Genomic DNA, 12,404 nt, shown 5'->3' on the forward strand with positions numbered 1-12,404 from the left:
TTTCCGGAAGGCGCCGCACGGGGGCGTCTACTCCGCGTTGAGCAGGGTGAACTCGCCGTCCTTGACGATCTGGATGTAGGGGTCCTGGGTGATCTCCCCGTCGGGCGAGAGGGTGATCGGGCCGAGGACGGTCTCGAAGTCGCTGAGGCGGCCCAGTTCGGTGCGGATCGAGTCGCGGTTGGCGTTGCAGGAGGCGCGGATCGCCTCGTCGATGGTGTAGGCCGCGGTGTAGGCCTGGGCGGCGAACTGGTCGGCCGGGCGGTCGTAGGCGTCCTGGAAGGACTCGGTGAAGGCGATGTTGCCCTCGGTGTCGGCCTCGGCGCTCCAGGCGCCTCCCACGACGAGGTTCTCGGAGGCGTCCTCGAGGTTGCCGATCATGACCGGCGAGTTGAAGGCGTTGCCGCCCACGATGGGAATGTCGATGCCCATCTCGCGGGCCTGCTTGACCAGCGGGATGGTGGCGCCCGGGAGGGCCGAGAGGACCAGCACGTCGGCGCCCGACTCGTCGATCTTGGTCAGCTGCGCGCGGAACTCGGTCTCCGAGGTCGGGAAGGTCTCGTTGGCCACGATCTCGGTCCCGAGGTCCTGCAGCTCCTGGTGCATGGACTCGAAGGCCGAGGTGGTGAACTCGTCCTCGTTGTCGTGCATGACGGCGGCCGTCTCGAACTCCAGCGACGCCTCGGCCGCGGGGATGGAGGAGGCCAGGGCGACCTCTTCGGGCAGCGAGACGCGGAAGATGTACTCGCCGATCTCGGGAATGCCGGCGGCGGTGGTGGAGATGCCCACGGTCGGGACGCCGGCGTCCTGGGCGTCCTCGTAGGTTGAGAAGGCCATGTTGGAGAGGGTGGGACCGATCATCGCGTGGACCTCGTCGCGCTCGAGGAGCTTCTCGGTCGCGCTGATGCTCGTCTGGAGGTCGGTCTTGTCGTCCTCCAGGATGAGCTCGTAGGTGATGCCCGACTTCTGGTTGAGTTCGTCGATGGCCAGCTCCAGGCCTTGCTGCTGGTAGGAGCCGGCGAAGGCGGCCCCTCCGTCGAGGCTGAGGACGGCGCCGATCTTCACCACTTCGTCGATGGTGCAGTTGGCGCCCGTCCCCGTGCCGATGAGGGTGTCGTCTTCTTCGGCTTTCCCCGATGAGCTTTGAACACAGGCGGAAGTCATCAGTGTCGCGGCCGCGGCCAGTCCGACAGCAGTTCGTCGCATGTCTCCCCTTTGGGATGGTCAATGGGTAAAACGGTCGCGCGCTCGTGCGTGCGACCGCGATTTCGACATTGGAAATATCGACTATCCAACGCATCACCAATACTAAATGTCATTGTTTCGTATGTGCTTGCGGGGCATATGATTTCATGCAAACACCTGTACGAATAACTGCGTCGACAAGGGACTTTCCGACTCGGGGGCGGGCTCCTCCCCGCCGGACGGCGTGTTCGGCAGCGTCCGCCACGCGAGGACGGTGATGACGCCGAGCCCCGCCGCGGCGGCGAGCATGGTGGCCGCCAGTCCGCCGGAGAAGGCCTCCCGAGCGGTCTCCATCAGCCGTTCCGCCGCCTCCGGCGCCAGCCCGTCGGCCGCCGCGGCGGCGTCGGACAGGCTTTCACTCGCGTCCGACGCGGCACCGTCGGGCACCTCGTCGGGCATGGTCGCGGTGACACCGCCCCGGTAGACGGCCGTGGCCGCGGCGCCCAGGATCGCGATGCCGGCGGCCTGCCCCAGTTCGCCCACCGTCTCGAAGATCGAGGAGGCCGAGCCGCTGTGCTCCTCCGGAGCGGAGTTGACGACGAGGTCCACCAGGACCGCTGACATGGCGCCCATGCCGATCGCGAAGACCAGCGCCCCGGCGAAGGCGGCGGTGAATCCGCCCGAAAGTCCCGCGGCCGCGAAGACGACGAGCCCCAGAGTGGAGGTGCCCGCCGCCAGCGCCACCGTCCTGCCTCGACCGATCCGGCCCGCGACGCCGGGCGCGGCCAGGGAGGCGACCACGCTCGCCAACCCCTGCGGCAGCATCCACAGGCCCGCCGTGAACGGCGAGAACCCCTCCACCAACTGCAGGTACTGGGCGAACAGCATGGTCAGCGCCCCGGCGGACAGTCCGAAGGCCAGCAGGGAGACCAGTCCGAGCGAAAAGACGCGGATGCGGAACAGCCGCACGTCCACCAGCGGGCTCTCCAGGCGCCTCTGGCGCCGGACGAAGACCCACCCCAGGGCGATCCCGGCCGCCAGCGCGGCGGCCGCGGCGGGCCCGACTCCGTTCTTGGCGGAGTCCTTGACCGCGAAGACGATCAGGAGCAGGGAGGCCAGCGAGAGCAGCGCGCTGTACAGGTCGATCCGGCCTCCGGCCGCGGTGCGGTGCTCGGGGATGAGGAAGGGGCCGGTGGCGAGCAGCAGGGCCATGACGACCACGCCCAGCAGGAACACCGAGCCCCACCAGAAGTTCTCCAGCAGGAGCCCTCCGATGGAGGGTCCCAGGGCGGCGCCGCCGGCGAAGCACGCCATCCACACCGCCATCGCGAAGCCGCGCTGGCCGGGATGGCGGAAGAGGTCGCGGATCAGCGCGAGGCTGGAGGGCGTGAAAGTGGCCCCGGCGACGCCCAGGAGGGCCCGGGCCGCGATCAGGGCCTCGGCGTTGGGGGCGTAGGCCGCGGCCAGGGACGCGAGTCCGAAGGCCGCGGCACCGATCATCAGCAGGCGCCGCCGCCCTATCCGGTCGGCGAGGCCGCCCATGGTGACCAGGAAGCCCGCCACCAGGAATCCGTACACGTCCAGGATCCACAGTTGTTGGAATCCGCTGGGGCGGAGGTCCTCCACCAGGTGCGGCAGCGCCAGGTGGAGGACGGTCAGGTCCAGGGCGAGGACGAAGACGGGCAGGGCGAGGACGGTCAGGCCGAGCCATTCGCGCAGGCCCGCCCGGGGATTGGATTCGGTGGAAGGCATGGTCGTCTCCTCGGGGCTCTCGGATTCCGGGCTATTCCCCGGCGGCTTCGGGGTACTTGCGGGCGGCGCGCGCCTCCTTGAGGGACACGGCCCACCAGTGCAGCTGGTCCACCAGGTTGGAGGCGCGAGAGTCCGCGCCCGGGTCGCCGGCGACGCGGCCCTCCTCGTCGAACGTCTTCCAGAAGTTCGGGAACATGATGGAGTCGCGCAGCGGCACGGCGTTGAACTCGGTGAACACCCCGCGCAGGTGGTCGATGGACTGCAGGCCTCCGGTGATGCCGCCGTAGGACACGAAGGCCACCGGCTTGAGCACCCACTCGCCGTAGAACCAGTCGACGGCGTTCTTCAGCGAGGCGGGGTAGCTGCGGTTGTAGACGGGAGTGACGACGGTGAAGGCGTCGGCGGCCTCCAGACGGCGCCCCAGTTCCTCGACCGGCCGGGGAGTCCGCCACTCCGGGTCGTCACCGCCCAGGACGGTCGGGATCTCCAGCTCGGCCAGGTCGATCAGGTCGACCTCGACGTCGTCGCGGGAACCGGCCAGCCCCGCGAACCAACGGGCGGGCGTGGGGCAGAAGCGGTCGGTGCGGACGCTTCCGATGATGACGGCGATTCGGATCTTCTCGTCGGCGGACATGCTCGGTCTCCTTCTCTTCGGTGCTCTGTCGAACTGGTACGACTGTCGCCCGAAGCGGTTGCGGAAAGGTTCCCGAACGGTTCCGGTCCCGGTCGGGGCAGAGAAAAGGACCGCCGGGCGCTGGCGGCGCCCGGCGGTCCCCTCCACGGCTCCCTCAGCAGCCGCGACCGTCCCTCGCGGGGACGGCGACGGTCCGCGCCCGCGAGAGCGCCGACCGGCCGTCGGCCTCCGCGGAGGCGTACCAGAGGTAGGTCCCGCAGGGCGTCAACCCGTCCCACACCACGGTGGCGGACTCCCCGTCGCCGGCGGCCGCGCCGCCGAGGTCGGTGGGCGCGCCGTGGGGGACGAGCGACTCGGTGGCCACCCGCTTGTCATAGCCCGAGGTCAGGCTGACCTCGACCGTGAACTCGTCGTCGGCGTCGGTGTACTCGGGCAGGCCCTCCTCGTCCTTGCCGTAGTTCCACGCGTTGTGCTCCCCCAGCGAGGGGGAGTAGGTGTTCACGGCCATCAGGCTCGCGTCCAGATCGAACTGCAGGAGGCGGAGGAAACCGGTGTCGAAGTGGTCCCCGTCCTGGAATCCCTGGTAGTTGGCCATCATCTCGACCACCTTGCGGTCCTCGTCGCCACCGACGCCCTCCTTGACGTTGGTGGCCGTGCCGTAGTGGTGTCCGGAGAGGACCATGAACACGTTCGCGTTGGGCTCCACGATCTCGCTCCAGTACCGGTCGGCCATGGACGTCCACCGGTAGCTGTCCGGAGTGGACAGGGACCCGTCGGTGTTGAGGTACTCGTGCGTCGCCAGCACCACATTGTGGTCGGGGTGGGCGGCTATGACCTCGTTGGCCCACTCGACCGACTCGTCGCCGCCGAGATAGCCCAGGGAGAGGAAGAGGAACCTCGCCCCGCCCTCCTCGACCACGTCGTAGTGGTTCTGCGCGTCGCCGTCCTTCCAGGACCCGCCGTACCAGGGCTCGTCCTCGAAACGCTCCGCCGGGAAGTACTCCTCGTACAGGCCGCCGTCGCGGCCCCACTTGTTGTCGTGGTTGCCCGGCAGGATCCCGTAGGGGTGGTCGGACTCCTCCAGCAGGGACATGACCTCCGAGGCGAACTCGAACTCGTCGACGGCCCTCCGCTCGGAATGGGTGCCGTTGAGCCAGTTCTCGACCACGTCGCCGGTGTGCGACGTGTAGGCGATCCCGCGGCCCTCGTCGTTGGCCGCCAGCCACTTCACCATGTCGGTGTAGGTCGACCGGTATCCCTCGCTGAGGAACTGGGTGTCGGAGACGTGCCCGAAGGCCACGTCGTACTCGGCGGGATCCTTGAAGGACCGGTTCGGCTCCGCCCCGTCGTCGGAGAAGGCCGCCCCCACCGCAGGGCCGTCGATCACCAGGATGTCGGCCGTGCGGCCCCGCACGTGGTCGGAGGCGCTCGCCTCGCCGGTGAGGGTGATGGCGCCGCCGGTGACTCCGCCCCCGTGCGTCAGCGGGTCCCACCGGTCGGCGTGCCTGTTCCAGGCGTACATCTGCAGTTCGTTGGTGCCGGTGGAGGAACCGCTCCAGGTCAGGGAGAAGTCCTCCTTCGGGCGTTCGGCCAGGGTCAGCTCGAAGCGCTGGAAGGGGTAGCCGTCCACAGCCTCCGTCACGACGGGCGCGTCCCAGCCGTCCTTGCGGGCCTCCTCCTCGGCGATCTTGCGGCTCTGGGGGACGGGGTCCTCGGAGACGCCCGTGAACACCCGCGAGGCCTTGCGGCTCAAGTCGATCGCCTCGGCGCCGATGAACCCGACCTCCGAGTCGCCGCCCGTGGTGTGCGAAGCGGCGGCGGTCAGGCTCGCCGACGTCCCGTCGACCTCGTCCGACGCCTCGGGGGAGAGGGGCCGGGGAGCGGGCTCCACGGCCACGTCGTCGAGCTCGCCCTCTTCGACGTCGGCGGGTCGGCGCAGGTCGTCGGGCAGGGTGCCGGGGCTCGCGGGGGCGGCGGTGAAGTCTCGGGAGTTGCGCCGGGTGGAGTCGACCCTCTGCAGCGTCTCGCCGTCAGCGGTGTCGACGAGGTTGAGGATCGACAGGCCCCGGGTGCAGGGGCTGTAGCCGTCGTCGTAGACGCCCACCGAGTCGGCGAGGCCGCCGTCCCCGGTCAGCACCATGAGGCCGAAGCCCTCGGCGGCGAACCCGGTATCGTACGAGGCGTCGCCCTCGTAGTCCGATCCGCTGTGGACGGCGGTGAACGTCTCACCCGGTTCGAGGACGGTTCCGGAGGGGATCTCCGCCTGCCGTCCCGGGTTGCGCCGCGTGTCCCCCTGGCAGCGGTGGAGGCTCCACCCCTCAAGGGAGACGGCCTCCTCGCCCAGGTTGGCCAGTTCGAAGAACTCGTCGGCCCCGCCGCCCGGGCCGGCGTTGACCAGCTCGGTGACGCGGACGCCCGTCTCGACGGGTTCGGGGTCGGGGACCTCCACCGGTTCGGTCAGTTCGCCGATGGTGCGCTCGCCCTTGACGAAGTCGGCGGCGTTGTCACCCGTCGCGTCCGTGCGCTGCCAGCTCTGGCCGGAGCCGCCGTCGAGGCGGTTGGGCAGGGCCTCGCCCCGCGTGCAGGGGCTTCCGGTGGACGCCTGGTGGACTCCGTCGGTCTCGTAGACGCCGACCGAGTCGCGGACGGTTCCCGACGTGTCCACGAGCATGGCTCCGAACCCGGCGTTCGACAGGCTCACTGGGTAGCGCGCGTGCGGCACGCCCTCGGGCACCTCCACCGAGTCGTGCGCGGCGACGAAGACCTCGCCGGGGGCGAGGCGGGTGCCGGCGGGGACGGTCGCCTGCAGGCTGCCGGGGGTGGTGCGGCCGCTTCCCCAGCAGCGGTAGAACTCCCAGCCGCCGATGTCGGCGGTCTCGTCGCCGTAGTTGGCGAACTCGACGAAGTCGTCGGCGGACCCGTTCGGTCCGAGGTTGGTCAGCTCGCTGACGAGCACGTCGCCGGGCTGCACGCCCTCGTCCGGTTCGGTCGCGTTGGGCTCGCCGGCGGTGCGCTCGGCGCGGATGAAGTCGTCGGCGTCGGTCCCGGTGTGGCCGGTCCGCTGCCAGGTCTGGTTCCGGACGCCGTTGAGGTCGTTGGGAAGCGGCTCGTCGTCCAGGGAGCACTCGCTGTCGGTCGGGGAGGCGTAGACCGCGACCGCGTCCGCTATGGCGCGCCGCTCGTCCTCCAGCCGGACGCCGAAGCCGGCATTGGCCAGGCTCACGTCGTAGTACGCGTCCGCGTCGGGCACAGTGCCGTTCCGGTTGGCGATCAGGTAGGTCTCGCCGGGGGCGAGCGTGACGCCCTCCAGCAGGGGGATCTGCGGGTCGTAGGCACGGGATCCCACTGCCGTGCAACGGTAGGCGCCCCAGCCGTTCAAGTCGGCCGGGGCGTCTCCGTAGTTGGTCAGTTCGATGATCTCGTCGGCGCTTCCGTCGGGGCCGGCGTTGCTCACTTCGCTGACGAGAACCGTGGGATCGGGGTCGGCCAGCGCCGTGCCCGGCACGGCGAAGGCGGCGAACAGGACCGCGAACACGAGCGCGACCGAGGCGGTCCGCCGGCGTCCCGGTGCGCGTGTTTGAGACGGGATATCCATGTGACACAGAGTGTCCGCAGGACGTGACCCCCACGTGAACCGGGTTCGGACGGGCAATGGCGTTTCCGGCAATATTTATGGAAAAGGCTGTATGCGACGATCGGGTGCGGGGTGTACGCACCCGGTCGGGGCGAGCCCGTTCGGCGGCGGCCGGGCACGCCGGAATCACGCGGCGGCCCGTCTTCGCAATTCCACTGTGTTCTGATTCGGCGCCTTGCGGGAAATGCCGCTCGGGCCCTCGCTCCCGCGCCGCTCACTTCTCAGTGCCCGGTGTTCAGGGGCGCTGATCAGGAACGAAACGGATTCCGGTGAAACACTTCGATAACAGGCCCGCGCTCCGCGTTCTCGGTCGCTTCCACTTCGGAGTGATGAGGTCGGTGACTTCATTCTCCTCGAAGGTCGGCCTCGATCGCATGGATCTCTTCGGCGGGGTACTCGGTGCGTCTGCTTTCGGTGAGCAGCCGGTGGACGAACTCATTGCCCAGGGCGGGCATCGGGGCGTAACGGCCGATGATGCTCGAGGCATTGGGCGGCAGCTCTTCGAGTCTCCCCCTGTGCGCATTCGCGGACCAACTCGAACGTCCGTGCCTGGTCCGAGGGGCCGAAGAACTTCCTCACGAGGGTGTTCATCAGAGTCGTGGCCGTTTCGCACCGATCGTAGGCCGAATGCTCGGCGAAGAACGCCGATTCGGCGGTGGACAGATCGAAACGGGAGCTCAGTGCGAGGCCGAAATCGGTGCAACAGAGTCGTTCCCCGTCTACCAGCTCGCCCAGTTGTCCGTCGCTGAGCAGCGACAGTGCCGTCGAAACCTGACCAATAGGGGGACAGTCGGGGAGATAGGCTCATCGGCGAGGCCTTTCGGGAGAGGGGCCGCCTCCGTCCGGACTACGGGATTCATGAAGCGAGAGCGACCCGGTTGTGCGCGTTCAGCTTACGCGGGATCTCGACGACGGTCTCGGCGTTCTCCGGGATGGCAGAAGGGCGGCGATCCGCGCGATCGAGTGGCGGATCGAGGCTATCGCCTTCTGGGAGTCCTGAAGAAAACGCGGTCATCGGTGGTTCGGAGAGATCTGAGTTGCCGGAAATGACGAGGCCCGCAATATTCCGACTGCGGCTTCCACCGGGAATGACGAACGGGGCTGGGATATCGAGTCCCCGCCCCGTTTGAGAGCCGACATAAGTCGGCTGATACATGGTGGACGATACTGGGATCGAACCAGTGACCCCTGCCGTGTGAAGGCAGTGCTCTCCCGCTGAGCTAATCGTCCTCAACGACAACTACTGTACCGCACCCGGCCGGTCGCCCTCTCAACGGGTCCGGAAAGTGGAGGCAGGCCACACTTTCCGGACGAGCGCTCTGCCGAACCAGTGCCTTCTGCCTTCACGCGGCAGGGGTCACCGGTTCGATCGGAGGTGCTTCGACGCGCCGCCGATCCGGTCAGTGGCAGCTCTCGCCGCCGCCCTTGCGGTCGGGCAGGCCGTCCCGCCAGGCGGCGAGGTCGGCCGGGCGGTCTTCGTCCTTGATCTTGGGGCAGACCGGGGCGCAGTTGGAGTCGCCGGGAACCTTGTACGAAAGGCAGCAGGACTGGCCGACGGAGGTGGTCGCGCCCTCGTAGTGGATCCAGCGGGGTCCGGGTGTCGGAAAGGACGCGGCGGCCAGGATCCGGTCGGCCTCCGCGGCGGCGGTCACGGCCTCCTCGCCCAGCGGCGGCCGCGGCAGGAACGCGGTGGCGAAGGTGTCGGTGACGTGGGCCCACAGGGCCCGGTTGCCCAGGCGGGCGTGCGGTCCGATGGCCGCGACGAGGTCGGTCCCGAGCCCCTTCACGGCCTCGGCGAGCGCCTTGCGGGCGACGTCGGGCGCGTGCCCGGACAGGTCGCGTCCCTCGCCGAGGGAGACGGCGTCGTACCAGTGTCCGGCATTGAGCCGTGCGGCGATCCGGTCGGGGTCGTAGTCGGGGAGGACCCGGTGCCGAGTCCACGCCCAGACGGCGGGCCGGATGTAGAGTCCGGCGATCCAGCCGGTGAAGTAGGCGGCGGTGGTGTCGGCCGGCGCCTGCGATCTCTCGGAGAAGGCCCGCATGTGGTCGCGGACGGGTCCTTCGTAGAGCTCGGTCAGGGTGAACCAGTCGGCGGGGTCGCCGTCCTCGGGTGAGAGGAGGCGGGGGCCGACGTAGTCGGAGGCGGAAAGTGAGCGGAGGTCAGTCATCGCGATGATGATAACATACCCCCTAGGGGTATGAGCAGGGGTGATGTCATGGCAGCTCGGGCTCCCGGTGCGCCCACGGCTCGGCCTCTTCGAGCTGGGAGGCCAGCGAGAGCATCAGCCCTTCGCTCCCGAGGCCGCCGACGAACTGCACTCCGAGGGGGAGCCCCCGGGAGTCCAGTACAGCGGGACGCTCATGGCCGGGCGCCCGGTGGTGTTCGCCAGCTGGGTGAACGGGACCTGTTCGAGGTTGCGGAGGACGACCTTGTCGACAACGCTCAGGCGCGAGATCAGGCCGGCCACGCCGAGACGCAGCGCCACGGCCATGCTCGCCCGCAGGGCGGGGGAGGGGTCGAGCGATCCGATCTCGGCGGGAGGGAAGGCGACGGTCGGTGTCAGGAAGAGGTCGAACCGCTGGTGGTAGGCGGCGAGCGCCCGATTGTAGTCGTTCCACCGCTGCATGACGGCCGCGTACTCGACGGCGCGGGTGCGCCGTCCGCCGGCGGCCAGCATGAGCGTGTCCAGCTCGAAGTCTCTGATGCGGGCGCCGTGCTCCTCGCGGTGGCGCTCGACCGTGCCGGCCAGCTGCGCGTACCAGAAGGTGAGGAAGTCCCGCGCCATCTGGAGGCCGTCGATCTCCGGTTCGCACTCGACGACCTCGTGCCCGAGGTTGCCCAATAGCGTCACGGCGTGCTGCACGGCCGCCTCGGCCGATTCGCTGATCGGGGAGCCCAGGGGGGATTTGCAGGAGTACCCGACGCGCAGGCGCGGAGGACGCTGCCGGGAGAGCTCGAGGTAGGAGTCGCGGGGCCTGGCGGGCAGGTACGGCCCTCCCCGGTCGACCTTGGACGTCAGCACGTCCAGCATGAGCGCGCTGTCGCGGACGGTCCGCGACACGACTCCGTCGGTGGCAGTACCGTGCAGCAGCTCGGCGAAGTCGGGTCCGGCCGGGACGATCCCCCGCCCGGCCTTGAGCCCGAACACTCCGCACAGGGCCGAGGGGATGCGGATCGACCCGCCGCCGTCGCTGGCGCCGGCGACCGGGACGATCCCGGCTGCCACCGCCGCGGCGCTCCCGCCGGAGGATCCGCCGGGCGTGCGCGAGGTGTCCCAGGGGTTGCGCGACGGGCCGTTCGCCGTCGGCTCGGTGATCCCCTTGGCGCCGAACTCGGGGGTGTTGGTCCGCCCGAACACGATCAGCCCGGCCTCGAGCCACCGCTCGACGGCCGCCGAATGGCGGTCGGCGACGCTGCCGCGCGTGGCCTTCGTGCCCGAGCCGGTGGGCTCGCCGCGATAGTCCTGGTGGAGGTCCTTCAGAAGGAACGGCACACCGGCCAGTTTCCCGGAGAGGGGACGGGCGGCGCGCTCTCTGGCCACGCCGTCCATGCGGTGCACGACGGCATTGAGGACCGGGTCGACCTGCTCCGTCCGCTCCAGCGCGCAGTCCAGCAGTTCCGAGGCGCGCGCTTCCTTGCGTCGCACCAGATCCGCCAGGCCGATCGCGTCGAACTTCCGGTATTCCGAATAATCCATGCCCTACAGGATGTCATGGACGTCGATACATGGCCAGTGGGCACTCGCGGGCTGGACGACCGGCCGCCAGCCCCGGGGCACGGCCGTTCCCCTAAGCCTCGGGGGCGCCCATCCACACCTTCGGCAGCCGGACGGTGATCGTGGTGCCCTCGTTCTCCCGGGAGTCGAGGTCGATCGTCCCGTGGTGCCCGGCCACGATGGCCGACACGATGGACAGGCCCAGGCCGGTGCCGCCGGTGTTGCGCGACCGCGACGGGTCGGCGCGGTAGAAGCGGTCGAAGATGCGCCTGCGGTGCTTCTCGGGGATGCCGGGCCCGTTGTCGGACACCGCGATCACCGCCGTCTCCCCCTCGTCGCGCACCGTGACGGAGACGGTGGAGCCCTCGGGCGTGTGCACCCGGGCGTTGGTGATGAGGTTGACCAGGATCTGGCGGATCTGGCCCTCGTTGGCCAGGACCACGATCCTCGGGTCCGCGTCGGGGTCGGCCGGGGGGCCGCCCAGTTCGAAGACGTGGCCGGAGTCGGCGGCGGTCGCGTCGTCGACGGCGTCGGCGGCCAGCTGGGACAGGTCCACCGGCGTCTGCTCGGCCTGGACGTTCCGGTCCAGGCGGGCCAGCACCATGAGGTCGTCGACCAGGTGCGCCAGACGCGCGTTCTCCGCGCCGATGCGGTCCATGGCCCGGTCCAGCTTCTCTCCCTCCCGCGCGGCGCCGTTCTGGTACAGCTGCACGTAACCGCCGATCGCGGTGAGAGGAGTGCGCAGCTCGTGGCCGGCGTCGGCGACGAACTGCTTGAGACGCTGGCGCTGCGCCTCGCCCTCGGTGATCGAGTAGGCGAGCCGGTTGACCATGAGGTTCAGGGCGGCCGAGAGGCGCCCCATCTCGGAGTCCGGCGGCTGCGGGGTGATGCGGTGGTCGAGGTTGCCCCCGGCCACGGTCTCGGCGTCCTGGACCATCCGGTCGACGCTGCGGAAGCCGCGCTGCATGACCATCCAGGCTATCATGATCGTCGCCAGCGCCACGAGCGAGCCGGTGATGACGATCGTCGCCGTCAGCGCCTTCACCGCGTTCTCCACATTGCTCAGCGACTCGGCGACGACCAGGGTCTGGTTCGAGGCCGGGTCGTACATGGCGTACGCCCGGTATCCGGGGCCGTGACCGACGCTCGGAGCGGTGAAGAACTCTCCGGGCTCGGGCGCCGAGCGGATGTCCGGCGCGGGGTCCGACTGGTCCACGTAGCCCGATTCGACCAGGCCGACCAGCTCGTCGCCCTCGAAGAGCATGAGGGCGAAGACGCTGTAGTCGCGCCCGTCCTCCTTGCTGATCAGGTCCGGGCTCACCTTCCTGTCCTCGAAGCTCTGCTGGATGTACTTCTGGATCTGATCGTCGACCTGTTGGGTGAGCTGGGTGGAGACGACGTTGACCGTCACCAGCCCGATGGCCGTCACCGCGACGATGACCAGCAGCGCGATCGAAGCGGAGATCTTGGCTTTGATCGACAAGGG

General features: G+C 69.5%; 7 protein-coding genes, 1 tRNA gene and 1 pseudogene. All 9 read right to left on the reverse strand.

Features of this window, described 5'->3' with window-relative positions; genetic code table 11:
- Positions 1-27: 27 nt before the first annotated feature.
- The 9 genes and pseudogenes from ACFTE1_RS05895 to ACFTE1_RS05935 all read right to left on the reverse strand — a co-directional run bounded on the left by ACFTE1_RS05895 (position 28) and on the right by ACFTE1_RS05935 (position 12,401).
- Complete coding sequence (locus ACFTE1_RS05895) at positions 28-1,203, reverse strand: ABC transporter substrate-binding protein (protein ID WP_380625241.1); 1,176 nt, start codon at positions 1,201-1,203, stop codon at positions 28-30.
- 144 nt (positions 1,204-1,347) lie between these two features.
- Positions 1,348-2,934 (reverse strand): MFS transporter, encoded by a 1,587-nt coding sequence (locus ACFTE1_RS05900; protein ID WP_380625244.1) that lies wholly within the window; start codon positions 2,932-2,934, stop codon positions 1,348-1,350.
- 31 nt (positions 2,935-2,965) lie between these two features.
- The gene (locus tag ACFTE1_RS05905) at positions 2,966-3,568 is read right to left on the reverse strand and encodes an NADPH-dependent FMN reductase (RefSeq protein WP_380625246.1); all 603 of its coding nucleotides are present in this window, start codon (positions 3,566-3,568) and stop codon (positions 2,966-2,968) included.
- 154 nt (positions 3,569-3,722) lie between these two features.
- Positions 3,723-7,163 carry a lamin tail domain-containing protein gene (locus ACFTE1_RS05910; protein ID WP_380625248.1) on the reverse strand — a complete coding sequence of 1,147 codons (3,441 nt, stop codon included), beginning with the start codon at positions 7,161-7,163 and terminating at the stop codon, positions 3,723-3,725.
- Between the two features lie 895 nt (positions 7,164-8,058).
- The gene (locus tag ACFTE1_RS05915) at positions 8,059-8,358 is read right to left on the reverse strand and encodes a hypothetical protein (protein ID WP_380625250.1); all 300 of its coding nucleotides are present in this window, start codon (positions 8,356-8,358) and stop codon (positions 8,059-8,061) included.
- A tRNA-Val gene (locus ACFTE1_RS05920) sits at positions 8,358-8,432 on the reverse strand. Before ACFTE1_RS05920 ends, ACFTE1_RS05915 begins: the two co-directional genes overlap by 1 nt.
- 170 nt (positions 8,433-8,602) lie before the next feature.
- Entirely contained in the window at positions 8,603-9,370 is a 768-nt protein-coding gene (locus ACFTE1_RS05925) for a hypothetical protein (RefSeq protein ID WP_380625252.1), read from the reverse strand.
- 46 nt (positions 9,371-9,416) lie between these two features.
- Positions 9,417-10,900: pseudogene (locus tag ACFTE1_RS05930) on the reverse strand (amidase).
- Between the two features lie 91 nt (positions 10,901-10,991).
- Positions 10,992-12,401, reverse strand: coding sequence for a sensor histidine kinase (locus ACFTE1_RS05935; RefSeq protein WP_380625254.1), 1,410 nt, complete (start codon positions 12,399-12,401; stop codon positions 10,992-10,994).
- Positions 12,402-12,404: the final 3 nt, after the last annotated feature.

This window comes from Salininema proteolyticum (assembly GCF_042685645.1).
Lineage (GTDB): Bacteria > Actinomycetota > Actinomycetes > Mycobacteriales > Micromonosporaceae > Salininema > Salininema proteolyticum.

What these genes read in the sequence shown, in the direction of transcription:
- ACFTE1_RS05900 (WP_380625244.1), bottom strand. Translation starts at nt 2,934, where the DNA reads ATGCCTTCCACCGAATCCAATCCCCGGGCGGGCCTGCGCGAATGGCTC.
- ACFTE1_RS05910 (WP_380625248.1), bottom strand. Translation starts at nt 7,163, where the DNA reads ATGGATATCCCGTCTCAAACACGCGCACCGGGACGCCGGCGGACCGCC.
- ACFTE1_RS05925 (WP_380625252.1), bottom strand. Translation starts at nt 9,370, where the DNA reads ATGACTGACCTCCGCTCACTTTCCGCCTCCGACTACGTCGGCCCCCGC.
- ACFTE1_RS05895 (WP_380625241.1), bottom strand. Translation starts at nt 1,203, where the DNA reads ATGCGACGAACTGCTGTCGGACTGGCCGCGGCCGCGACACTGATGACT.
- ACFTE1_RS05915 (WP_380625250.1), bottom strand. Translation starts at nt 8,358, where the DNA reads ATGTATCAGCCGACTTATGTCGGCTCTCAAACGGGGCGGGGACTCGAT.
- ACFTE1_RS05905 (WP_380625246.1), bottom strand. Translation starts at nt 3,568, where the DNA reads ATGTCCGCCGACGAGAAGATCCGAATCGCCGTCATCATCGGAAGCGTC.